Raw genomic sequence first — 24,371 nt, 5'->3', positions numbered from 1 at the left:
ACATTTTATGGATGGGGCACGCAAACACTACACGTCTTTCTGCGTCTTCGTTGGCTTCTTATCGTCAGTGTAATAGTGGCCGTACCCGTAGCTGTAGCTATTGTAATACGACTCTCCTTCGCCAATGGCGTTCAGAATTACGTTGAGCTTGTTGAACCGGTTTTCCCGATAGAAGACATCAAGCTGCCGCAGGTAATTTTTCGGGGTTACGTCATGGCGTACCACATACATCGTCGCATCGGCCAACGGCGCGATTAATTGGGCATCTGTTACCAGACCGATGGGCGGCGAATCGACAATAACATAGTTGAATCGCTCTTTCAGTTCATCGATCAACTGCTTCAGTCTGGGCGTGCTCAGCAACTCCGACGGGTTCGGCGGAATTGGCCCCGACGTAATGATGAAGTAGTTGTCCTGACCCGGAATGGGTTGTAGTACTTCGTCGAGCGTAGCGTCGCCAATCAGGTAATTACTGATACCAACCCCACTGAACATCCCTAGATTCTTGTGCAGTTTGGGTTTGCGCAAGTCCATCTCGAGTACGACCGTTGGCCGACCAATCAGTGCGAGACTAGCTCCCAGGTTGAGCGAGATAAACGATTTGCCTTCACCGCTAATACTTGACGTAAACAGCAGCACCTGGCTTTTGTCGGGGTCTGATTTCAGGAATTGCAGGTTCGTACGGAGCGTACGGATCTGCTCAGCAATAACCGACTGGCTGCGGCCCCGGATCACGATAGCTTCGCCCTTCTTGCTCTTCATAAGCTCACCCAGAATCGGCGTCTGCGTGGTATCTTCTACGTCGGTGCGGCGTAGTACCCGGTTATTCAAGGCGTCTTTACTCGCCATTACGCCGATGGGCAGCAGGAAACCAATCAGCCCAAACAACAGAAAATAGAAGCGGCGCACGGGCTTAACCGGATCTTTCAGTGAGCGGGCGATGTCGATCGTCCGGCTGTCAGAGATTGTCGAGGCAAAGGACAAGGCTGTTTCTTCCCGCTTTTGCAGCAGGTACGTATACAGGCCGTTCTTGATGCCCTGCTCCCGCGAGATATTCAGCAATGACCGCTCCTTGCTCGGGATCGTGCGGATCATGCTTTCGATCTTATTATTGTTGGCCTGCAGTTGCTGCCGCGAGGTCGTCAACTCCCGCTTCATGGTCTCCAGGTTCTCGTTGATGCTCGTGCGTGTCTCTTTGATCTGGCTGTCCAGCGTTTGCACGATCGGGTTTTGTTCCGACGTCGTTTTGATGGCCTGCTCGCGCTTCATTTCCAGTTCCGACAGCCGGTTCACCATGCCCAGCATGATTGGGTCGGCAAGACCAAGTGTAGCGGGGGCAACACCCTGCGAGGTAGACTGGCTACGCATGTAGTGTTCGATGTCGCCCAGCGCGCCCAACTGCAGTTTCACCTGGTTGAGCTGCGTATCGTTCTGTTGCGCCGTCATCAGGAAACCCTGCGCCTGCGTGCTCAGGTCGGTAATCCCCTGCGATGATTTATAGCGCTCTACGTCGCCCTCCACATTCTTCAGTTCACCGGTGATCAGCCCCAGCCGATCTTCGATGAATTTCAGCGTGTTGGCGGCCATCTTGTTTTTGTCCGAAATAGCGGCCTGGTTGTACTCGTCGATCAATTGATTCAGGATCACTTCGCCGCGCTGCGGCACTGCATCTTCCATCGTGAGCATAATCACGCTCGACGCTTTAGACGTTGGTTCTGCCTTCAGGTTTCGCAGGAAACCAGTCACGGCATCGGACTGCTGCTGCACCAGTACCCGCACGGGTTCAGTGGTTGGGCCAACGGGTTTCCGGCCGAATACGCGCAGTCGGCCATAGGGCGTCTGCATGCTTTGATTCAGCGGATATACCTTGCCGTTGATATCGACCAGATCAGCCTTAGGAAAGCTTAGCGTCAGCTTGTCTTTGTAAAGTTCCGACGTAGGCTGTTCCACGATCAGCTTAACGGGGGGTGTAAACGTTTCCCGATCGCCGAAGTTCGTGGGCTGGTAATAACGAGTTGCCAGTTGAAGCCGGTTCACGATTTTGTCCATCAGCGTGTACGACTTTAGAATCTCGATCTCATTCTCAACCACCTTCTTGGGCGTGAAGATTTCGAGCTCTTTCAGCATATTATCCTGATCGATCCCCTTCTTTTCGTCCTTGATCAGCAGACTCGCCTGCACTTTGTAGACTGGTGGCTGATACAGCAGATACACATAAGCACCAGCCATTGCTACAACGATGCTGACGATGAACCACGGCCAATTGCGGGCATAGCGCATCAGCACGGCACGCAGGTTCTTGGTTTCCCCATCCACCATTTGATAAGGAACGTACGAATACGGTTTGTTAGCCATAATTTGAGTAAATCAGAAAAGCTGAGAAGTTGCTAGTTGGACTAAAAACGGGTAGCAATAATGGCAATGAATGAAAGTGCACTGAGTATGAGTGGCGTTATCTGGTAAAAACGATCGGTGGCGGCCACACGCGTTTTACTCGGTTCCACATAAATCACGTCATTCGGATGCAGGTGGTAATAGGGCGACTGGAATACATCGCGTTTTGTCAGATCCAGGCGGGCATAGGTACGTTGGCCGTTCTCTTCCCGCACGACCAGCACGTTATCACGTCGCCCGAAGATGGTCAGGTCACCGGCCAACCCAAGGGCTTCGGGCAGTGTGATCTGCTCATTGGCAATGTTGAATAGCGACGGTCTGGCCACTTCGCCTAGCACCGTTACGCGGAAATTTTGATTGCGTACGCTGACGGTGGGTTCTTTCAAATACGTCTTCAGTTTATCGCGCAGCAGGTTGGCAATTTGCACGTTGGTTTTGCCAGCTACCGGCACAGCCCCTAACAACGGCACTGTGATTGTGCCATCTGCAGCTACTAGGTAACCGGGTGAGGCCGCAATTGGCGTAGTCGGATTGGTTTGCATTGCTTGGCCCGCCATCGCCTGTTGCATGGCATAAGGATTAAAAAACGACGACGCTTCAGGGCTCAGGCTGCTGACTAGAATAGACAATACATCGCCGGGGCGAACCGCTGCCGCATAGGCTTGTTGGCGGGCACTATCTACGCGACTGGTCAAGTCCTGGAAATAAACCAACTCTCTCGAATTGACGCAGCTCATTAGCAATGAGCTACTTAATAAAAGAGATACCACAAACCACTTAACTGCTTTTTTACCCCTGCCGAAACTCGCTACTGTCATTGTCAAATTCGTAAAGATTGGTGGTGTGCTATGCGTCTCGGGCATCTGGTTTGCGTCGGTTGTCAGACTCAGCCTCCAAAATAACGCGTGAACCAAATGTTTAGAAATACATATCAACAAAAACTTTTCATTTGACCGATCCATCATTCAAGATCGCCCAAAAACAAAACAAATATTGTACATTTATTCATGTACCGCAACTAATTCTCCTTGAAACGTGATCGTGTTGATCAAGACCAACCAACGGATTCCTGTCATAAATGATGCCATTATGAGACTGAATGACTTTAATCATAAACAACACGTTCATCAAGCGAAATTACTCATCACTTAATCAGGCAATTTTTTTTCGCGTATAATTACTCATTGCCCCACTAACCGACTCGGTAGAGCAGCTGTGCGTTTCAAGCGAACTCTATAGAAGTTTACCACCGCTTGGGGAGAAATACAAATCATAAATTTTTCCAAACCCCATAAGTTAGAACCTATTTATAGCTACTTATCTCTTTTAGTTTACATCAAGCGTTGCTCAACCCTACTTACTTTGGCATTCAACTAGCTACAATCCAAACTTATTTTTGAATTGTCTAGTAAAAAACCTTCAGTACCGTTCAATAGATACCCCCTATGTATCTGAAATTAATTATTGATTTATATAAATTATGTCTCATATGAGCGCATAAATCAGCCTATCCTAGTAATGTTGTCTATCGGTCTAGTCTTGATTTACAATAGTGATCACTACGGTATTTTCTACTCAATGTACATATGACAGAGTCACCACTTGTAGCGTTATATCCCTCCTCCCGTATCGATAAATTCATCCTGGTCGCTGTACTTATTCTGGGATTGTTGGCCTTGTTTGGCTGGCTGGGCTACATGCCGGTCGACAATCGGTCCGATGAAGCGAGGCGGGGACTGGTAGCGCTGGAGATGGTGCTCTCGGGCAATTACATAGTACCCACGCTCAACGGAGTACCATACCTAAACAAACCGCCCCTCTACAACTGGCTCATTGCGGGCTCATTCCGGCTGTTCGGGCGCTTCGATTCGCTGGCCTTGCGGCTGCCCATGGCGCTATCACTGGTTGGCTATGCCTTGACCATCTTCGCGGTGGTTCGTCGCCAAACGGGTAACAGCCAACTGGCCGTTCGGGTGGCGCTGATGGTGGCGCTTTGTGCCCGCATCTGGTTTTACGAAACGCTGCTTGGGCTTATCGACATCACGTTCTCCTGGCTTGTGTTTTCCATGCTCAGTTGCCTGTTTGTGTTCGACAAACGGCAACAATACGGTTGGCTATACAGCTGTCTGTATGGACTGGGTACGTTGGCCTTTCTGATGAAAGGGTTGCCTGCATTTGTCTTTATTGGTCTGTCACTGCTCGTCTGGTTTGGTGCTACGGGGCGGTGGTCGCTGCTGATTCATCCGGCGCACCTGGGCGGGTTGTTGGTAGCCGCCCTTGGGCTGGGTACGTATTACATGATCTATTTCAGGCAGAGCCCGGTACCGGCGGCTACCTTGTTGGGGCGGCTGGTGAGCGAGAGCGCCAAACGCACGCCGATTGAGCGAGGCCTGGTCGACACAGCACTCCACCTATTGACGTTCCCCGGCGAGTTTCTGCTTCATTTTGCGCCCTGGACACTGCTGGGTACGTTGCTGTGGCGCCGATCGGTGCGGCAATGGCTGTTTGAGGACAGGTATATCCGCTTTTGCTGGCTGATGTTTTGGGGCAATATCTGGGTATACTGGCTCTCGCCCGAGGTATATGCCCGCTACGTACTGATGCTATTGCCTTTCCTGTTTGTCGTGCTGGCCAGCGCCTACGCGCTGCCGTGGCCGCAGTTGAGCCGGGTACGTTGGTGGATCGAGCATAGTTGGCTACTGGCGATGCTGCTGTGTCCAATGGCATTAGTTGTGGCTTTATTTCACCCAGCAACCCGCCCCCTCCCCTCTTTGCCGCTCCTTGCTGCCGTTGGCATCCCGACATTCCTTGCAGTGAGCTGGTTTTATTGGAAACGCCCCCCTCAGCGCATGATGCTCGTCTTTTTTTTTCTGGTCATCGTGCGGCTGCTGTTCAACGAAATTATACTCCCCGGCCGACGGGCTAGTCGGGAACGGTATCGGCTCAATAATGAAGCGGCGGCTCGCCTGACGCTGGGGCAACCGCTTTGGGCCGAAACCAATACGTTTGCCGATGAGGTAGCGACCGACGTGAACAGCTTTTACGTCAGTGCCACTCGCCGGGCCATTCTGCCTAAAACGGCGACAATCCGGCCGGGTCAGTTATATATTATGGACTCAACCCGGGCTAGTCAATATAAGCACCGGGTTGTGGCCCCTATTTTGCTCTTTAAAGAGCATCGGGCCTGGGTCGTTCGGATCGAGTAGCCTGCCCTGCCTGATTGAGGAAGCCTTGCCCGAAGCCATGCGCTAGCAATACCTATACCAAGCTAACGGTTCGCTGTACGCGGCGCCTCGTTTTTCCGTTCTTCATAAAAGCAGCGCGATGCATCGACTAGCCTGTTTTTTTAGTATACTTCGATTCAGTTACAGCGTGTTAACGGTTTGGTCGCATGAACAAAGCAGCTACTTACAGAATAAGGCAATGGGTGATAGCCCTTTGCTGGCTGTTGGTGGCTAGTATGCCAGCTAGGCCTGACCCGCTACTCCCGCCGGCCCACTTTCGCCTCGAACATATCGGCGTGTCGAACGGCCTGACGCAGGGGTCGGTTTACTTCATGCACAAAGACTCGCGGGGGTTTATGTGGTTTGGTACGCAGGACGGCCTGAACCGCTACGATGGGCAACGCTTCCGCACCTACCGGGCCGATGACCGACGGGCGGGCAACATTCGTGGATTGAATATTTTCGGCATTGTCGAAGACCCACAGGGCAACTTATGGATTGGCACGGAGGAAGGTCTGAATCGCTACGATCGGCTGACCGACCGCTTCACGTGCTATTACACGAATCCGCCCCGCCCAAACACCCGCCCCACCCCCGACCGGACGCTTCCGTTCTACGTTGACGCCCACGCGCTGTTATACCTCAGCGAAACGCAAGGGCTCGTGCGCCTTGATTACCGAACGGATAAAAAGGAGGTATTGAACCCGTCGCTGAAACCCCGGCGAGAATACAACATGCAAAGCTCGACGGTTCGGACGCCCGCCGACGACATCTGGTTGCATGCCGAGTCGGGCCTGTTACGCTACAACCTGGCCGAACGCAAAGTATATCGGTATTTCAGCAGCCACCCCGATAACGCTTTCGGGACGCCTCAAACCGTCTTCTCGTTTTACATCGACCAAAGCAACGTAGCCTGGATCGGTACGGCAGAGGGCCTGATCCGGTTCGATCATCGGGCAGGCACCGCCCGCACTTATCCGCTGGCAGGTACTACTTCGCCGGGCCCTGTCTATTCGATTGATGACGATACCTTCGGGAGGTTATGGCTGGGCACGCAACAGCGGGGGGTGCTGTATTTCGACACACGGACCCGCCTATACGGCACGGTCGAAAATCCGCCGAATAACATGGTGTTGCTGTCGCGGTTTGAGGTCAGCAAGCTGATGGTCGATAATCAGGGCATCATCTGGGCCAACATCGACCCCGACGGTATTGTCAAAATGATTCCGGACGCCTTCATGTTCAGTGGAATCAACCGCAATTTCCAGTCGAAGCAAAGTCCGGTTGAACAGCAGTTGAGCAGTTACACGATCCGGAGCTTTGCCGAATTTGCCATCACCCCCGCCGACAGGCAACGGGCGAGTTTGCCCCTGTGGGTAGGCAACGAGGCAGGTATCGACGTCATCGACCCACAAACTGGACAAGTGCTCCGTCGCTACCTCACCCATACTGTCAGGAATAGCCAATCCATGCATAACCAGGTCAAGCACCTGTATGCCGATAGCTACGGCCGGATGTGGGTGGGTACACAAGGCGGTGCTTACCTGTTTCACCCGCGCGACGAATCGTTTGAGATACTACCTTTCGTGCCCGCCAAACCCGCACCGGCAAGCGGCGAGCAAAACACCAATTTTGCCCGGCGGCTGGTGGCACTAAGCGCCGATAGTTTACTGGCAGCTACTGAAGATGGCCTGTACCTGATGAGTCTGGCCAAACGACGTTGGCAAAAGCGCCCCGAGCTGGCCAACGACAACATTTTTTCGCTACACTGGCAATCGGGTACCCGCCGCCTGTGGGTGGGTACGTACCTGAATGGCTTCACCTGCTATCAGCTCCCGCCCGAGGGGTCGTCGGCACCGTGGCGACGGGTGCTCAACGGGCTGATGGGCTACACTATCCTTCATTTTCACGATGACCCAGCCCGCAACACCATCTGGCTATCGACCGACCGGGGGCTTGCGGCGCTCAACCGGGAAACCAATCGCATCCGGCTCTACAGCGAGCGCGACGGACTGGCCAATTCATTCATTTACGGGGTGCTCGCCGACAGTAACAACAACCTGTGGATGAGCACGAACCGAGGGATCGTCCGCTTCGACGTGAACAATGCCAATTTCAAAAATTTCGGCCTGAGCGACGGCCTGCAGGGCTTGGAATTCAACGGTAACGCGTACCTGAAAACCCAGCAGGGCTTTCTTTACTTTGGGGGCATCAATGGGTTCAACGTGTGCCGCCCCGAGTTGTACCACAGTACCCGAACGAATCCACCCGTCTATTTTTATAACCTGCGTATCAATGAAGAGGCGCCGGTTGGGCAAACGGTGATCAGCGAGTTGAAAGAACTGCACCTGGATCATTCGCAGAATACGTTCTCGCTCGAATTTTCGGCCGTCGATTACCTCAGCAGTGGCACCAACCGCTATGCGTATAAACTGACCGGTTATGACAACGACTGGGTCGAGGCCGGCGAACGCAACTATGCCCGGTACGCCAACGTGCCCCCGGATACGTACACGCTGGAGGTGCGGGCGGCGAACAAAGACGGCCACTGGAGCAACCGGGTGCAAAAACTCGTGATTTACATCAGTCCGCCTTTCTGGCGTACGTGGCCGTTTATCCTTGGCCTGATTCTGGCAACGACCGGGCTGATTCTGTACTGGGTACGTTATCGGGAAGAGGCCATCCGCAAGCAACAGTCGGAACAATTGCGGCTGGCCTTTGATGTGCAGGAACAGGTCAAAAAAGACATCGCCCGCGACCTGCACGATGAGATCGGCACCCGGCTGGCCACGCTGAAGCTCTACACGACGCAAATGGCCCGCTATGCCGGTGACGACGACGCCCCCCGATCCTTACGCAACGCGATCAACAGCCTGATCAACGACATCATCAGCGACGTGCGCGACCTGCTGCGCGAACTCAACCCCCGCACGCTGGAACAGTATGGCTTTGGCCCGGCACTGGAAGAACTCCTGGAGCGCATCAGCGCTACGGGTGCCATCGAGACCCAGCTGATTCTCGACGAAAGCTTACCCCGCCTGCCCATCAATACCGAAACGATGCTCTACCGGATTGTGCAGGAGCTGGTCAACAATACGCTCAAACACGCCAACGCATCGCAGATTGACATTACCTGCCGCTACCGGGAAGACCGGCTGCAACTCACCTATGCCGATAATGGGCAGGGCTTTTCGTATGAGCGGACCCATCAGGGGCTGGGCATCGGCAACATCGAATCACGGGTGGTAATGTTGCAGGGAAGCATTCAATGGCAAACCGAAGCCGGCAAAGGCACGTCGGTGGTGCTGCTGGTGCCATTACCCTACGCCGACGGGAAGCCCCGCCGGGTTCAGACGTCGATAAAAATCCCGTCGGTTTCGGGATAGGCCGTGCAGGTCAATACCCACCCTTCGGCCAGGTCGCGCTCAGTTAACACGTCGTTAATGCTCAGCTGTACGCGACCACTTCGGCAAACACCGGCGCAGGTAGCACAACGCCCACCCCGACAACTGTAGGGCAACGCAATACCGGCCGCCAGCGCCGCCTGCAATATGGTGGAGCGGCTGGGGACAAACAGGCTGTATGTCTCGCCCCGAAACCGCAGTTGTATAGTGCGGTCAGGCACCACGAAACGGGCAGCGCTGGGTACGTTCACGGGTTCAGTAACAAATAGCTCACGCCGAATTTGTTGGGCTGGAATGCCCAGATATGTTAGCGTGAACCGCACTGTGCGCATAAAATCGGGCGGCCCACAGATATACCACAAAGCCAACGCCGGTGGGCCACTGGTAAGGTCGGGAAGCAGACGCTCAAGCAACAGATTAGTTAACCGGCCCCGCCGCCCAGTCCAGCTATCAGTTGGTTGGCTGAGCAGGTGCACCAGCCTAAACCGGGCCGGGTGTTGCTGCTGAAGCACATCGAGTGCCTCGCGATAAATGATCGTATGTTCTGACGTATTGGCATCCAGCAAAGCCACGCGCGTCTCTGGCTCTTGGTCCATAATATACTTAAGTATTGAAAAAAGTGGGGTAATGCCGCTACCCGCCCCAATCAGGACAAGATCACGGGGCCCGGTTGCGGCGGGTACAGTAAACCGGCCGGCGGGTGGCAGGCTAGTCACTACGTCACCAACGCGCAGATGATCAATCAGATAGCGGGATATTTGCCCATTTTCTACCCGTTTAATGGTGATTGCCAGCGGTTGCTCCAGCCATTCACCAGCGACGATTGGCGCCGACGTGATGGAATAAGAGCGCCTTATTTCCTGGCCGTCAATATCAATTAACAACGTTAAAAACTGACCAGGCTGATACGAAACCATTACTGGTTGAAATACGTAAGTATGTACATCAACTGTATCAACAACGATATCAGTGATTGTCAGGTGATAACTCGTTATAACCATGCGCGCTTAGTGTCTTCGTTGATGTAGTAGGATCACTCGCTCGATTTTACGTAAAGTTTGTTGAGAAACCGTGACTTTTACTCAGTAGCCCCGTCTGACCCCACACGTATCCAAAAAAAGCCGTGCAACACCATCATGGAAAAAGTCAAACGTAACCGTGCTCAAACCACCCAACGAATTATTGATGCGTTCGAAGTTATTCTAGCAGAACGGGGCCTCCAACATGTTGGCGTAAACCGGGTTGCTGAACAAGCTGGCGTCAGTAAAGTGTTGATTTACCGGTATTTTGGCGGGCTCAATGGCCTGATCGATTACTACATTAAAATGGGGAAAATTTATCCTGATTTTCCTCCTGCTTTGCTCGAACAGATCCGTCCTGAAAACGAAACCGAATTAGGGCGTTTGTGGTATCGACAGGTTACGCAACTTTTTCGGCAGTTTCGGGCCAATCAGGCGGCGCGTGAGTTGCTTAAGGCCAACGTAATCGAACATGATCCAACGGCGGAGGCAGCCAGTCAATCGCAGGATCAGGAAATACAGCGGCTGGTTAGTCAGCTTTCATTTGTCAAGGGAACCGACGTTGAAGCCGTTTCAGCCGTGGTGCTGGGTGCTATGTCGTACCTGACCTTACTCGCCGACAATAACCGTACGCTGGTTGGTATTGACCTCCGCAGCGAATCGGGCTGGAAACGGATCGAGCAAGCCATCGAACTCATTTATTCAACGCTTAGCCAAACGGTTAGCCACACAGATGGCAGCCGGTTCAGCCCTGCGCATAGCGCCGTGCTGGATGGACACTGGAAATAACCGTCACCCACCGTACACTTCAACTACCAGAAGAGCCTCTTTCAGGCGCATCGTTCACAGATGATGCACCCGAAAGAGGCTCTTATAATTGATAGCGGGGCTCTACTTGACGACAACCGTTTTTTTCTCCACGCCAATACCTTTGATGGTCAACGACTTCCATTTTTTGGGCAGTCGGCTTTTCAATTGGCTGATGCCGGCGTCGGAGAGGTCGAGACCGCCAAAGCCGTTCAGTACCGCCTGTAGCATGCCGCCTGCTCCCGTCGCAAAATAAGGATTGGTGCCGCCTGCCGTTTCAGCCAACACCCCGAACGGCGGTACCTCGTTAGGCTTATAGCTTTTCACAAACCACTCAAATCCTTTTTCGGGGTCGCCCATGCGCGTATACAGCGTCGACAGCACCGACCAGCCCATTGCCGGGCCGTCGGGCGAATAGCGGGGGGCGTAATAGGCCAAGTCTTTCCTGATACGGGCCTCGTCGGTGATCAGTTTGAGCGGGAACGCCAGCAGGTTTACGTCGGCCTGTTTGATCATCACGCCATCGTAGGTCCGGTTCTCTTTGGTCGTACCGTCGGGAAAAGTCAGGATGGGTACGTTAGCCGCGACGGCATTCCACTGCGGATTGGGCGCGATGCCCAGTTCCTGCGCGGCTTTGGTCGCCATCGGCAACACGGTTTTGACCATGCCATTGGTGAACGCGTTATCATCGATGTTTTCCTGCCATTCGTTGGAGCCAATTACATTATTAATATGGTACTGCCCATCGGTACCCTTCTCAACGCGACTCACCCAAAAATCGGCGACCTCTTTCAGCATTGGGTACCCGCGCGTACGCAGCCACTCTTTATCTTTTGTTACCTGGTAATAGCTCCAGAACGACCAGCCTACGCAACCCGTAATGTGGTGCTGGAAAGGGCCGGTCAGCGCCCAAACCGGTGTCGCTTCCTGCCCGTCGGCATCGGATTCCCACGGAAACATCACCCCTGTGTAACCGTGGCTGAATGCATTCTGCCGGGCCATAGCCATCCGCTCAAAACGGTATTCGAGCAGCGATTTGGCAATCTCGGGCTTCAGCATCAGCAAGGGCGGGTACATCCAGAGCTCGGTGTCCCAAAACACGTGCCCGTTGTAGCCTAGCCCCGACAGGCCCATTGGCGACAGGCTGTAGGCGGTACCTTCGCGGGCGAACGAATAGAGGTGATACAGCGCCTGCCGAACGGCCCGTTGCGCATCGGGATCGCCGTCGATGATGATATCTGACTGCCAGAGTTTGTCCCACTCGGCATTGTGGCGGCTAAGCAGGCGCTGGGTACGTTCCAGGGCGGCAAAGATGGTCAGGCGCTCAGCTTCGTTGTGCGGGTCTGCCGTGTGGGCGGTCGATGATACCGAACCGACTACGCTGAACCGGTACGTCTCGCCAGCTTTCAGCCGCTTTTTGAATTTGGCCAGGTGCATGTTGTAATCCCAGTCTTCGTGGATCACGTCGGGTTCCTGCCCGTGCAGTTCATCGAACAGAAACGAGGTCGAGGCCGCGACCGTATGCCGACCGCTGGGGCTTTTGGCAACTGACGTAAGCAGGCGGATGGTAACGTGCGGGCGATCGATTTCCGAATAGAAGTTCTTCACCTCTTTCAGATTTTCGGGCGATTCAATCACCGACATGGGCATCACTTCGCAGTCTTTCCGGGCGGTGATTTCCACCATCGTCAGTTCTGAAAACGGCAGGTGGCGCAGGGCCATCATCGTCTGCTTTACACTCACCTTGTCTTTATAGTCGAAGGTAGTCGTGAGCGCTGCCTTTTGCATGTCGAGCGTCTGCCGGTAATTGGCGATGTCGCGCGGGCCGATGCGTGTTCCGTCGACGTCCAGATTCATATTGGCGAAGTTGAACACCTTCAGGATGTTCGACACGCGACCCCGCCCGTAGGTGTCGAAGGCGCCGTTGAGCACGACGTCTTTCACCTTCATGGGTTCTGGCGACGACACCAGCCCGATCATGCCATTGGCAACGGTAATACCATAGTAATTAGCCGGGTTGATGTTTTGCCCGACAATCTGCCAGTCTGCGTTCTGGGCCTGCGTTCGCTGAGGTAGAGTACAGGTAAGCAGCAGCAACGCCACTTGGGTAAACAGGTTTCGCTTCATAAAAAAACATAGGTTTCGTTGTAAGAAGCGAAGATAGGCGTCTCTAGACTAAGACACTAGACAAACCCGAGCGGTTACCGGACCGGTTGGTTTATTCATTCCGATAGGTCAACTGCAACACCAGCGCCGAGGACCCATCCTGATTCCGCCGTTGCCACCCCACCGACAGGGGTATCTTTTTCGACAGGAACACCTCAAGCCCCAGCACCAGCTGCCCGGCGTCGTGTTGCCCCGATAGCCAATCGCCAAGCAGGTGCAGTTTCTGATACACGATGGCCGCTTCGAACCCCGTCTGGAAGCCTACCGGCGGCCCGTCGCCGAGGTAGCGCACATGGCCGTTGAACACCCCCGCCGTGAGTTTGTAATGGTCGTCCAGAAACGTGCGGTTCAGGTTAAGGTAGACAAAATGCACGAAGCGGTGTTGCCCCAGATTAGGGGTCAGGTTCCAGCCCGCCTGTCCACCGATGCCCACGTGAAAATCATGCGGTAGCTTAATGATTTTCTGAGCGTTGAGCATCAGCAAGGGCGAGTAGGCCTGCTCGGTGCTGGAGTCGTTGCGCATAAACCGCCGGCTGACGGGGTAATAATCCAGATTGATCAGATTGGCGCCCAACTCAAGATCCTCAGCTAGACCGTAGTCGAACGTCGTGATCGACCGGTAAAAATTCTGAATCGAGAACTGTTGCTGCACAACGATTTTCCCTTTTTCGGCCACGTCGGATTCGGTTACGTTGAAATAAGATTCCTGAGCGCAGGCAGTGCCCGAGAGGAAGCTCAGAAGGGCAATACAGCCCCACACAGGTAGCGAGGTCTTCATAGGTGCCTTGAGTAGATGAGCATTTATGACACGTTAAAAAGCATTAATGTTCGCTCTATTAATAGCCTTTTAATTAAATCCGCTACGATTAAGCCGGATATTTGCACCCAAAACCGTACTGTAAATAGCCTATTTTTTCTAAAAATGTTTTTAAAACTGCTTGCTGCCGTTTGTAGCCTTGGCGTCTTACCGTCAGCAGCGCAGGATACCCTGTCACTGACGCTTAGGCAAGCCGATAGTTTGTTTCTCCGGCAAAACTTACAGGCGCTGGCGGGCCGCTTTCAGATCGATGCGGCGCGGGCTCAGGTAGCGCAGGCCCGGCTTTTCGATAACCCCACCGTTTATCTTGAACTGAACGCGTTCAACCCCACTGCCGGGCAGCTCTTTGATGTTGGACCGGGGGGGCAAAAGGCGCTGTCGATCCAGCAAACGATTTTACTGGCTGGCAAACGAAACAAACGCGTAGCTGTAGCAACCCAGCAGGCTCGCCTGACCGAACTCCAGTTTTCGGATCTGCTCCGCTCGCTGCGTTTCGACCTGCACAGCCGGTTCTATTCCATCTATTTTACGGCCAGTTCGCTCCGTATCTACGATCAGCAGCGGGGGCGGCTCACCGAGATTATCGCGGCGTTTGAGCGGCAGTACGGCAAAAACAATGTGTCGCTTCGGGAGATCGTCCGGTTGAAGGCGCTGCTGTTGCAACTGACCAACGATCAACTCGAGTTGCGCAACCTGCTCATCGATCAGCAACGCGACCTGAGAGTATTACTACAAACGGAGGCGGCGGTGCGCCCGATTGTGCTCGACGCCGATATCGTGCGCTACAGCCAATCGTTGCCGTCGCTACAGGAAGCGACGGCCCTTGCCTTCAGCAACCGCCCGGATTTACAGGGCAGCGACGTGGCGGTTCGGCAAGCCGATGCTAATCTGGCACTGCAACGGGCACTGGCCACGCCCGACGTACGGTTGGGGGGTATGTTTGACCAGAACGCCAGCTACACTCCCAACTACATCGGCCTGACGGCCAGCATTGACCTGCCCATCCTGAACCGGAACCAGGGTAACATCCGCTCGGCTCAGGCGCAGGGGCAGTTTTTGCGGTTGGGCCAGCGCAATCTGCAAAGTGTCGTCGAAAACGAAATCCGCGCCTCGCTGGAACAGATTCAGCAGACCGAGCAGGCTTACCGGAGCATTGACCCCAATTTCTCAGGCCAATACGACGAGTTGATCCAGAGCGTGCTCCGCAATTTCGAAAAGGGTAACCTGTCGCTCGTCGAGTTTGTGGATCTGTTTGAAACGTACCTGGACAATACGCGCCAGTTGAATCGGCTCCGGGCCGACCGGGTCAACGCCTACGAGCAGCTTACCTACGTTATCGGCACCGATATTTTCCGGTAGCTACGCCCGCGCCCTAACGTACCTGACCAACGCATCTTCCGTTTAAAAGCCATCAACCCGAACTACCGGGCCAATGCCTATGAAACCTCATTTTTTACTCCTGTCTCTGTTAATACTGGCTTGCTCGAAAGAACCAAAAGCAACGACAGAAGCGCCTAAAGCAGCCTTCGCCTTGACCGATACCATGGCTAGCCGTGTACAGACCGAGCCGGTGGTCAGCCAGCCCATCCGGAGCCAGTTGCGGCTGATTGGGCGCGTCGTCCCCGACGAAAACCGGTTGATCCGGGTGTTTCCGTTGGTAGGTGGCAACGTGCGCGACGTGCGGGTTGAACTGGGCGACTACGTTCAGAAAGGGCAAACGCTGGCCGTCATTCAGTCGAGCGAGGTGGCGGGCTACAACCGGGAGCTGGCGCAGGCGCAGGCCGAACTTCGGCTGGCACAGAAGAACTTGCAGGTAGCCCAGGACATGTTTGTGGATAAACTCAACTCGGAACGCGACGTGGTGGCGGCGCAGAAAGAGGTGGAGCGTGAGCAGGCCGAACTGGCCCGCCTGCGCGAGGTGCTTCAAATCTACGGTGCCGACAAACAGGCCCAATCAGTGATCAAGGCGCCAATTTCCGGGTACGTGCTGGAAAAGAACATCAATCGGGGCATGCAGCTCCGCTCCGACGATGCCAACGCCGTTTTCACCATTTCGCAGTTGAACGAAATCTGGGTGCTGGCCAACGTTAATGAATCGGAAATTGGCCAGATGCGGCTGGGGCTGCCCGCGCAGATCAAAACGTTGAGCTACCCCGACAAAACCTTCCGGGGTGTCGTCGACAAGGTCTACAACGTACTTGACCCTGCTACCAAAACCATTCAGGTACGTATCCGGCTGGCCAACGAGCAACTGAAGCTTAAACCCGGCATGAATGCCACCGTCATGCTGGCATTCGATGAGGGCGGCGCTATGCCGGCCATTCCGGCCCGAGCCCTCATTTTTGACAAGAGCAAGCAGTACGTCATGGTCTACCACGACCGGCAACACATCGATACCCGCGAGGTGACGGTCTTCCGCTCGCAGGGCGATCTGGCCTACATAAGCAATGGGCTGCAACCCGGCGAAAAAGTCATTACGCAGGCTCAGTTGCTGATCTACGACGCTCTAAACGACTAATTCGTGCATGCGTGAATCAGCACCGCTCAGGTACGTTAGCGGGCCAGCCGAATTCACTTGTCCACTTACCGACCTATGAACGCGCTCATTAAATCCATTCTCACGTTTTCGCTGAAGAACCGCTTTTTCGTGTTTTTCATGGTCGGGGCGCTGACGGTAGCCGGCGTCATCAGCTACCTGAAAACGCCCATCGAAGCCTTCCCGGACGTTACCAACACGCAGATTATCATCGTGACGGAATGGAACGGGCGCAGCGCTGAAGAAGTGGAGCGGTTTGTGACGGTGCCCATCGAGGTGGCCATGAACTCGGTGCAGCGTAAGACCAACGTCCGGTCGATCACGATGTTTGGCCTCTCGGTGATGAAAATCATCTTCGAGGACGACGTAGAGGATTTCTTCGCCCGGCAACAGGTCAATAACCTGCTGCGTACGGTGTCGCTCCCCGACGGTGTTGAGCCCGACATTCAGCCGCCTTATGGCCCCACCGGCGAGATCTTCCGTTATACGCTTAAATCGCCAACGCGCGATACCCGCGAGCTGCTAACCCTGCAAAACTGGGTGATCGACCGACAGTTGCGGTCGGTGGCCGGTGTGGCCGACGTGGTTGCCTTTGGTGGTCGCGAGAAAACGTATGAGGTCAGCGTGAACCCGATTCTGTTGCAGAAATACGGCATTACCCCATCAGAGGTGTACAATGCCGTTACGCAGAACAACCTCAATGTGGGCGGCGATGTCATCGAGAAAAATGGGCAAGCTTATGTGGTTCGGGGCATCGGGCTGCTGAACAACATCGAAGACATCGAAAACATCATCGTCGATGAACAGGGTGGCCTGCCCGTGCTGGTGCGTGATGTGGCCGACGTGTCACTGTCCAATCAGCCGCGGGTGGGGCAGGTTGGCCTCGACCAAAACGACGACGTCGTTGAGGGCATCATTGTGCAGCGGAAGGGGGAAAACCCGTCGGAGGTGCTGGCGCGGGTGAAAGCCAAGATCGACGAGCTCAACGAGAAAGTGCTGCCCGACGACGTCGAGATGGTTACGTTCTACGATCGTGATAACCTTATGCGGTTTTGCACCGAAACCGTACTGCACAATCTGGCCGAGGGAATTCTATTCGTAACGGTCATTGTCTTTCTGTTTATGGCCGACTGGCGTACAACCGTCATCGTTAGCATTATTATCCCGCTGGCCTTGCTGTTTGCTTTCCTTTGCATGCGGCTGCGGGGTATGTCGGCCAACCTGCTGTCGATGGGCGCCGTCGACTTTGGTATCATCATCGATGGCGCCGTTGTGATGGTTGAAGGCATCTTCGTTGTGCTCGACCACAAGGCGCACCGTTTCGGCATGCCGCGCTACAACCGGCTGGCGAAGCTGGGGCTCATTCGAAAAACCGGCACGGAGCTAGGTAAGGCTGTCTTCTTCTCCAAGCTGATCATCATCACAGCCTTGTTGCCGATTTTCTCTTTTGAGAAAGTTGAAGGCAAAATGTTCAGTCCTCTGGCCTGGACACTGGGTTTTGCTCTACTCGGTGCGCTGATTTTCACCCTCACGCTCGTACCGGTGCTGTGTTCGATGCTGCTCAATAAAAACGTGCGTGAGAAGAATAACCCCATCGTCAATTTCTTCGACCGGATCGTTACGCGGGGTTTTGGCTGGACTTACGCCCATCAGCGCATCAGCATGCTAGTTGCCTTGTTGTTCATGGGGCTCACCTTCGCGTCGGCCAGCTTGCTGGGCACCGAATTTTTACCCCAACTGAATGAAGGCGCCCTTTGGGTCGAGGCCAAGCTGCCCATGAGCACGTCGTTGGCCGAAACGGTGAAGATGGTGCATACCCTGCGTGGCAAGCTGAGTGAGTTTCCCGAAGTACGGGGCGTGTTGTCGCAGACGGGGCGTTCCAACGATGGCACCGATCCTTCGGGGTTCTACTATGTCCAGATGCAGGTAAACTTAAAACCCAAGAAAGACTGGACTCGCCCTATCACCACCGATCAGCTGATCGAGGAGATGGACGCGAAGCTCAAGCAATTTCAGGGCATCAATTACAACTATTCGCAGCCTATTATTGACAACGTGGCCGAAGCCGTTGCGGGCATGAACGCCAGCAACGCCGTGAAGATATTCGGCAACGACTTAGCCGAACTCGACAAATACGCCAATCAGGTCATCGCGGCCATTCGCGACGTACCTGGCGTAAAAGATGTGGGTATTCTGCGCAATGTGGGTCAGCCCGAAATGAGCATCTATGTCGATAAGCAGAAGATGGCCTTCTACGGCGTACGGGTGGGCGACGCCGAGGCCGTTATCGAGATGGCTATTGGTGGTAAAACGGCCACGCAGTTATACGAAGGTGAACGCCGTTTTGATATCCGGGTACGTTACCAGCCCGATTACCGCAAGAATGAGGAAGACATCGGTCTGTTGATGGTCCCCACCATTCGAGGCGACAAGATCCCGCTCAAAGAGATCGCGACCATCAAAACCCTAACCGGCCCCGCCTTTGTATACCGCGACAAAAACAAGCGGTTCATCGGCGTCAAGTTTTCCGTTCGGGAGCGCGATTTAGGCAGCACCATTGCCGATGCCCAACAGCGTGTGCAGAAGACGGTGAAGTTCGATAAAGGTTACGAAGCCGAATGGACGGGCGAATTTGAGAATCAGGTACGTGCCACCAAACGCTTGGGGCAGGTCGTTCCGCTCAGCCTGATGGCCATTTTCGTGATTCTGTTCGTCCTTTTCGGCAATGCAAAAGACGCCGGCCTGGTCCTGCTCAATGTTCCATTCGCGCTGATCGGTGGCATCCTGGCGCTTCATATTACGGGCACCATCTTTGGCATTTCGGCGGGCGTTGGATTCATTGCCCTCTTCGGCATTTGTGTACAGAACGGCGTTATCCTTATTTCGGTCTTCAACGCCAACCTCGCTGAAGGCATGACCCTCGATGAAGCGATTGCTGCCGGGGTAAAATCACGCATCCGCCCCGTGGTCATGACGGCCATGATGGCGGCCATCGGGCTACTGCCCGCCGCCGTCAGCAGCGGCATTGGCTCCGAAACCCAGAAGCCCCTGGCGATTGTCGTTATCGGAGGACTTATCACCGCCACCGTGCTGACGTTGCTGATCTTCCCGATCATCTACCGCTTCTTCAACCGTAACATTACGCACACAATTGCCCGGCGGGGCGGGCGGAAACGGAAGGCTATTGCGGAAGCGATCTAGTCACGAAAACAGCTTGATCAACTACTAATCTGGCTGGCCGAGCTGTCTACGGGATGCTAATCCACGTAGGAAGAAAGGCTCATTTCAGAGAGACAGCGGTAGTTTTGTGGAAACCGGAGCGAGGTTGCATCAAGGGTTTACCCTTAATAGTAGCCTAGTGATTCAAAAAAGCAGCAACGCCATGAAACTCCGCGCTCCTCCTAAAATCCAACTAAGCCCATTCTGATTGTATAGATTCTGCTGGCTATTTAGGGTGTTGACGATCAACAAGTAAAGCGTACAAATTGATCGCTCTTAAATAAGGTTTTGTCCTATAGTTTGCTGAGAAAATTACAATTCACGATTTTTTTACAAAAACGGATTGTCCGTTTATGGACAGAAAAAACGTAGATTTGTCAGCAATAGTCGGGTGATTATTCGGAATTTTATTCTCTGAAAAGTCGCTGATAGAGAATTTTCACTTTTTTTACGTTCAAAACCTAACTTTCAATTCAACCCCAATAGTACACAGTTCAATGAAAACACAATCAGCAACCCCCGCACCCGCCAAGGCAGCCGCACCAAAGAAGTCGTCAGGTGGTCTGAATCCCGTTCTAATCATCCCGATCCTGGCTATCGTCGCCTATTTGGCTTACAAGTTTGTCTTCGGTGACCCCAGCCACTTCCAGGGGGGGGATCCTGAGAAAAACCCGATCGACGGCGATTACTACGGCATCATCTACAAGGGTGGTCCTATCGTACCGATCCTGTTTACTTGTGCCCTGACCGTACTTGTGTTCTCCATTGAACGCTTTATCACTATCGGCCGCGCCAAAGGATCAGGCTCGATCGATGCCTTTGTTCGGAAAGTAAAAGGCCTCCTCGACCGTAACGAAGTATCAGCTGCCATCGCTGAGTGCGACAAGCAGAAAGGTTCAGTAGGTAACGTTGTGAAGACGGCCCTGTTGAAGTATCAGCAACTGAGCGGCGACGCAGCCCTGACGAAAGAGCAGAAGCTGGTAGCTCTGCAGAAAGAAGTAGAAGAAGCTACGTCGCTTGAACTGCCTATGCTTGAGAAGAACCTGACGATCATCGCTACACTGGCGTCGGTATCAACGCTGGTAGCCCTGCTCGGGACGGTATTGGGTATGATCCGTGCCTTCGCCGCTATGGGTACGACGGGTCAGCCTGACACGGCCGCTCTGGCAACGGGTATCTCAGAAGCCCTTGTAAACACGGCTCTGGGTATCGGTACTGCCGCTATCGCAACGATCATGTACTCTTACTTCACCAGCCGTATCGATGAGTTGACCTACAACATCGACGAGATCGGTCTGAGCATCCAGCAAAACTTCTCGGCACACAATTAAGTCGCTGTGCCCTGCGTTTTGCGTAGCAACCAACTTTTTAAACAAGCAACAAAATGCCCGCAGTAAAGCCCAAACGCGCCAGTTCGGCCGTGGATATGACGGCGATGTGCGACGTAGCGTTCCTGTTGCTGACGTTCTTCATCCTGACGGCCCAGTTTAAGGCTCAGGACGCCGCCAGCATCGAAACGCCTTCGTCAATCTCCGGCATCAAAGTGCCCGACAAAGACATCATGACCATCAGCCTGGACAAAGATGGCAAGGTGTACTTCGGGATCGACAATCAGGCGAAACGCCGCGAGATGCTCGAAAACGTAGCCTCGGCAAAAGGCATTAGCTTCACTGAGCTGGAAAAACAGAAATTTTCGCTGCTGCCCAATTTTGGGGTTCCGCTTGCGCAGATGAAGCAGTTTCTGGCTCTTGAGCCCGAGAAGCGTAACCAGTTGAAACAGCCTGGTGTTCCTACCGATTCAACCGGTGCAGGTCCTGAAAACGAGTTGAAAGAATGGGTGTACAACTCCCGCAAAGCCAATAACGACTTGCGGATTGCCATCAAGGGTGATAACGTGGCCAAATTCCCGGCCTTCAAAAACATCCTGGCTACGTTGCAGGCTCAGAACATCAACAAGTTCAACCTCATTACCGGTACGGAGGCGCCTCCGGCTGGCTGGACAGCAGACTAACCAACCGATTCAGTTTTTAATCGTTTTCAGTTGTGGAAAAAAGCGGATCGCTGCATCAAACTGAAAACGATTAAAACTGAATTATTGAAAACTCCCACAGAACATGGCAGCAATTGAAACCGGTGGTGGTGGTGGACACGACAAAGGTGGGAAGGTACGCAGTAAGAAAGCATCAACCCGCATCGACATGACGCCGATGGTGGACTTAGGTTTTCTCCTGATTACCTTCTTCATTCTAGCCACCACACTGAGTAAGCCCTCGTCGATGACCCTCGACGTACCCGATAAAACGAAAACCAACGAGACCAACCCAATTAAGGCCTCGAAGGTAATGACCGCGTTTTTAGGCAAAGACAATCAGGTTGTTTACATCGTTGGAAAAGCCGCCAACGAAGATCCTGAAGTCAAAACGGTTGGTTACGGCTACGACCTGCGCAAAGTGATGCTCGAAGAGCAAGCCAAAATTGGCCCCGACTTCGTCATCGTCGTGAAGCCGACCAAAGAGTCAACCTACAAGAATCTGGTTGATATGATGGATGAGTTGAGTATCGCTAAAATTCGTCGTCGTGCCCTCGTGTATGACTTCACGCCCGACGAAAAGACGCTGCTCAAGGAAAAAGCAAAACTGGAGATCTAACCTATGGCTGAACTCGCAAAAGACGCAACACTCGATGATATCGTGTTTGCGAACCGCCATAAAGAGTATGGCGCGTATGACCTTCGGACTTCGTACCGGAAGTTCTCGACCCGTGCCTTGCTGATTGGCTCTGCCGTTGCGCTTCTGGGTATTTTCGCTCCGCGCATCATTGATGCCATTGCGCCCAAAGAGGCACCGGAGATGAACATGCAGGAAGTGGATTTGATGAAGCTGCCCCCGCCGCCCATCGATCCGAACGAACCACCACCACCGCCGCCGCCACCAGTTGAGGTGCCGAAAGTGAATACGGTGCAGTTCCTTCCGCCCGAAGTAAAGCCGGATCAGGAAGTACCGGAAGAAACTCCGCCCCCGGCAGTTGAAGAGCTGAAAGAAGCGGTAGCTGCCGAAAAAACCCAGGAAGGTGACCCCAACGCCGAGGAAGTAATTGCCGCACCGGAAGAGTCAGCCGGTCCGTCAAAAGCCGAAGTTGTCGTTGAAGCCCCTGCGCCCAAAGAAGAGGAAATCTTTACGGTCGTAGAACAGAACCCTGAGTTCGTAGGTGGTCAGGCGGCGATGTATGCCTGGTTGGGCAAGAACATCAAATACCCGGCAGCGGCTCAGCGGGCCAACATCTCGGGTAAAGTGTTCGTTAGCTTCACAGTAAACACCGACGGTTCGATCACGGATGCTCAGGTACTGAAAGGCCTTGGCTTCGGTACGGACGAAGAAGCCATCCGGGTAGTGAAGTCAATGCCGAAGTGGAAGCCTGGTAAGCAGTCAGGCCGCGCTGTTCGGGTGAAGTACAACCTGCCTATCAGCTTCCAGTTGGAGTAATGAGACGCACAGAGAATCGTATGGCTGAAACGCTTCGGTTAACCCTGGCCGTTTTAGCATCGATCGCATACTTGGGAGGAGGCATCGGACTGATCGCCTCCTCTCAGTCTTTTGGGATTGCGGTATTGGCAGGTCCACTGCGCTATGTTCTGGCTGCGCTTATGCTGGTTTACGGGACCTTTCGGGCCTATCGGGCCTGGCAGCAGTACAGAGATAGTCAGTAGCATTGGTCATTGGTGAGTTGTACACTGCACTACCGACGCTTGATCATGCTTATGGAAAAACCGTTGTTCCGGCATCTACGTTATGTCGAAACAACGGTTTGTTTACGTTAACGACATACTATCTTGAAACGACTTATTGCTTTGCTCGGCATAGGCCTGAGCCTTGGCACGTACCTAGCCAGTTGCCAGGAAGAACACCCAGCCGATACGCCCTCACAGGGGCGCATTACGGTTGCGGCCGATGAATCATACCGCTTACTGACCGAAGAAATCACCAAGACGTACCAGTTGCTGTATCCGCGAACAAAATTCGACTTGGTGTTTAAACCAGAGCGGGAGGCCATCAATCTAATGCTCAACGACAAGGCCCGTATTTGTGTGGTATCGCGCAAACTGACACCCAACGAACAGCAGGTCCTTGTTCAGCAGAAGATCAAAGGATCAAGTACCCGGATTGCTACAGACGGCGTAGCTTTAATCACGAGCAAAGCCAACACTGATACCCTGATGACGATGCGCGAACTTCGTGGTTTGTTTACGAAGCAACTGACAAACTGGTCGCAGTTGTCAGGTGGCAACCAACAGGGGCCGGTTACGCTGGTTTTCGATAATGCCAACTCAAGTAATCTGGATTACATACTGCAAACGTTTGGCATCAAAGACATCACGGGGCTGCCTGTTTATACGGTGAAATCAAACAAACAGGTGATCGAGTATGTTCGTCAGCATGCAGGCGCTATCGGGTTTATCGGCGTAAACTGGATCAGCGATGGCGATACCGTCCTGTCGGCCGAGCTGTCAAAAGATATTCAGGTTGTCGGGATCTCTGAGAAAGAAAACCCACGTTCACGGGCTGATTATTTCCAGCCTTTTCAACGCGCTTTGGGCTTGAAGGATTACCCACTTCGTCGTGATGTGTACATCCTGAGCCGTGAGGCCCACCCCGGTTTGGGCAGTGGCTTAACCAATTATCTGATCCGCGATGCGGGCAGCATCCTCATCGAGAAGTTAGGATTGTGGCCCGCAATACCGTATAATCGGGAAGTATTCCTCAAATGAACAGTCATTTTTTTCTGTTT

The 24,371-nt window shown here is 53.6% G+C and carries 16 protein-coding genes; 11 read left to right on the top strand and 5 right to left on the bottom strand.

Translation table 11 applies throughout. The features are described 5' to 3' along the window. Positions 1 to 27: 27 nt before the first annotated feature. Entirely contained in the window at positions 28 to 2,355 is a 2,328-nt protein-coding gene (locus tag FAES_RS03975) for a GumC family protein (RefSeq protein ID WP_015329909.1), read from the bottom strand. Between the two features lie 41 nt (positions 2,356 to 2,396). After that, on the bottom strand, positions 2,397 to 3,257 hold the full coding sequence (locus FAES_RS03970; RefSeq protein WP_229364417.1) for a polysaccharide biosynthesis/export family protein: 861 nt from the start codon (positions 3,255 to 3,257) through the stop codon (positions 2,397 to 2,399). A 723-nt stretch (positions 3,258 to 3,980) separates the two neighbouring features. On the opposite strand from FAES_RS03970, the gene FAES_RS03965 reads away from it, so the two are divergent. Together FAES_RS03965 and FAES_RS03960 are read left to right on the top strand one after the other, a co-directional pair. Next, positions 3,981 to 5,600, top strand: coding sequence for an ArnT family glycosyltransferase (locus FAES_RS03965; RefSeq protein WP_015329907.1), 1,620 nt, complete (start codon positions 3,981 to 3,983; stop codon positions 5,598 to 5,600). Between the two features lie 254 nt (positions 5,601 to 5,854). Next, on the top strand, positions 5,855 to 9,004 hold the full coding sequence (locus FAES_RS03960; RefSeq protein WP_015329906.1) for a ligand-binding sensor domain-containing protein: 3,150 nt from the start codon (positions 5,855 to 5,857) through the stop codon (positions 9,002 to 9,004). On the opposite strand, the gene FAES_RS30595 is transcribed toward FAES_RS03960, so the two are convergent. After that, a complete protein-coding gene (locus tag FAES_RS30595; protein WP_262493758.1) occupies positions 8,968 to 9,939 on the bottom strand; it encodes a ferredoxin--NADP reductase in 972 nt (323 codons plus the stop codon). The genes FAES_RS03960 and FAES_RS30595 overlap by 37 nt on opposite strands. Positions 9,940 to 10,158: 219 nt before the next feature. Between FAES_RS30595 and FAES_RS03950 the strand changes: the two genes are divergently transcribed. After that, positions 10,159 to 10,830 (top strand): TetR/AcrR family transcriptional regulator, encoded by a 672-nt coding sequence (locus FAES_RS03950; RefSeq protein ID WP_015329904.1) that lies wholly within the window; start codon positions 10,159 to 10,161, stop codon positions 10,828 to 10,830. Between the two features lie 102 nt (positions 10,831 to 10,932). Here FAES_RS03950 and FAES_RS03945 read toward each other — a convergent pair whose 3' ends face one another. Both FAES_RS03945 and FAES_RS03940 read right to left on the bottom strand, forming a co-directional pair. After that, positions 10,933 to 12,975 (bottom strand): kojibiose hydrolase, encoded by a 2,043-nt coding sequence (locus tag FAES_RS03945; RefSeq protein ID WP_015329903.1) that lies wholly within the window; start codon positions 12,973 to 12,975, stop codon positions 10,933 to 10,935. 91 nt (positions 12,976 to 13,066) lie between these two features. Next, a complete protein-coding gene (locus FAES_RS03940) occupies positions 13,067 to 13,792 on the bottom strand; it encodes a hypothetical protein (protein ID WP_015329902.1) in 726 nt (241 codons plus the stop codon). Positions 13,793 to 13,936: 144 nt separating this feature from the next. On the opposite strand from FAES_RS03940, the gene FAES_RS03935 reads away from it, so the two are divergent. The 8 genes from FAES_RS03935 (at position 13,937) to FAES_RS03895 (ending at position 24,351) form a co-directional block, all read left to right on the top strand. After that, positions 13,937 to 15,190: a TolC family protein gene (locus FAES_RS03935; protein ID WP_041257529.1), complete on the top strand. Its 1,254-nt coding sequence runs from the start codon at positions 13,937 to 13,939 to the stop codon at positions 15,188 to 15,190. A gap of 73 nt (positions 15,191 to 15,263) precedes the next feature. Next, positions 15,264 to 16,349, top strand: a complete 1,086-nt coding sequence (locus tag FAES_RS03930) for an efflux RND transporter periplasmic adaptor subunit (RefSeq protein WP_015329900.1) — start codon at positions 15,264 to 15,266, stop codon at positions 16,347 to 16,349. 75 nt (positions 16,350 to 16,424) lie between these two features. Then, positions 16,425 to 19,568, top strand: coding sequence for an efflux RND transporter permease subunit (locus FAES_RS03925; protein WP_015329899.1), 3,144 nt, complete (start codon positions 16,425 to 16,427; stop codon positions 19,566 to 19,568). 515 nt (positions 19,569 to 20,083) lie between these two features. Continuing rightward, entirely contained in the window at positions 20,084 to 20,917 is an 834-nt protein-coding gene (locus FAES_RS03920) for a MotA/TolQ/ExbB proton channel family protein (protein ID WP_015329898.1), read from the top strand. Between the two features lie 53 nt (positions 20,918 to 20,970). After that, a complete protein-coding gene (locus FAES_RS03915) occupies positions 20,971 to 21,597 on the top strand; it encodes an ExbD/TolR family protein (protein WP_015329897.1) in 627 nt (208 codons plus the stop codon). 103 nt (positions 21,598 to 21,700) lie between these two features. Next, positions 21,701 to 22,234 carry an ExbD/TolR family protein gene (locus FAES_RS03910; RefSeq protein WP_015329896.1) on the top strand — a complete coding sequence of 178 codons (534 nt, stop codon included), beginning with the start codon at positions 21,701 to 21,703 and terminating at the stop codon, positions 22,232 to 22,234. A 3-nt stretch (positions 22,235 to 22,237) separates the two neighbouring features. Next, a complete protein-coding gene (locus tag FAES_RS03905) occupies positions 22,238 to 23,068 on the top strand; it encodes an energy transducer TonB (RefSeq protein ID WP_015329895.1) in 831 nt (276 codons plus the stop codon). A 347-nt stretch (positions 23,069 to 23,415) separates the two neighbouring features. After that, positions 23,416 to 24,351 carry a PstS family phosphate ABC transporter substrate-binding protein gene (locus FAES_RS03895; protein ID WP_015329894.1) on the top strand — a complete coding sequence of 312 codons (936 nt, stop codon included), beginning with the start codon at positions 23,416 to 23,418 and terminating at the stop codon, positions 24,349 to 24,351. Positions 24,352 to 24,371 lie beyond the last annotated feature (20 nt).

This window comes from Fibrella aestuarina BUZ 2 (assembly GCF_000331105.1).
In the GTDB taxonomy this organism is placed as follows: domain Bacteria; phylum Bacteroidota; class Bacteroidia; order Cytophagales; family Spirosomataceae; genus Fibrella; species Fibrella aestuarina.
Note: the sequence above shows the minus strand (reverse complement) of the source record. Positions and strands in the feature narration are given on the sequence as shown.

Coding starts and splice junctions, on each gene's coding strand:
- FAES_RS03975 (WP_015329909.1), bottom strand. CDS start 2,355: ATGGCTAACAAACCGTATTCGTACGTTCCTTATCAAATGGTGGATGGG.
- FAES_RS03970 (WP_229364417.1), bottom strand. CDS start 3,257: ATGCCCGAGACGCATAGCACACCACCAATCTTTACGAATTTGACAATG.
- FAES_RS03965 (WP_015329907.1), top strand. CDS start 3,981: ATGACAGAGTCACCACTTGTAGCGTTATATCCCTCCTCCCGTATCGAT.
- FAES_RS03960 (WP_015329906.1), top strand. CDS start 5,855: ATGCCAGCTAGGCCTGACCCGCTACTCCCGCCGGCCCACTTTCGCCTC.
- FAES_RS30595 (WP_262493758.1), bottom strand. CDS start 9,939: ATGGTTTCGTATCAGCCTGGTCAGTTTTTAACGTTGTTAATTGATATT.
- FAES_RS03950 (WP_015329904.1), top strand. CDS start 10,159: ATGGAAAAAGTCAAACGTAACCGTGCTCAAACCACCCAACGAATTATT.
- FAES_RS03945 (WP_015329903.1), bottom strand. CDS start 12,975: ATGAAGCGAAACCTGTTTACCCAAGTGGCGTTGCTGCTGCTTACCTGT.
- FAES_RS03940 (WP_015329902.1), bottom strand. CDS start 13,792: ATGAAGACCTCGCTACCTGTGTGGGGCTGTATTGCCCTTCTGAGCTTC.
- FAES_RS03935 (WP_041257529.1), top strand. CDS start 13,937: ATGTTTTTAAAACTGCTTGCTGCCGTTTGTAGCCTTGGCGTCTTACCG.
- FAES_RS03930 (WP_015329900.1), top strand. CDS start 15,264: ATGCCTATGAAACCTCATTTTTTACTCCTGTCTCTGTTAATACTGGCT.
- FAES_RS03925 (WP_015329899.1), top strand. CDS start 16,425: ATGAACGCGCTCATTAAATCCATTCTCACGTTTTCGCTGAAGAACCGC.
- FAES_RS03920 (WP_015329898.1), top strand. CDS start 20,084: ATGAAAACACAATCAGCAACCCCCGCACCCGCCAAGGCAGCCGCACCA.
- FAES_RS03915 (WP_015329897.1), top strand. CDS start 20,971: ATGCCCGCAGTAAAGCCCAAACGCGCCAGTTCGGCCGTGGATATGACG.
- FAES_RS03910 (WP_015329896.1), top strand. CDS start 21,701: ATGGCAGCAATTGAAACCGGTGGTGGTGGTGGACACGACAAAGGTGGG.
- FAES_RS03905 (WP_015329895.1), top strand. CDS start 22,238: ATGGCTGAACTCGCAAAAGACGCAACACTCGATGATATCGTGTTTGCG.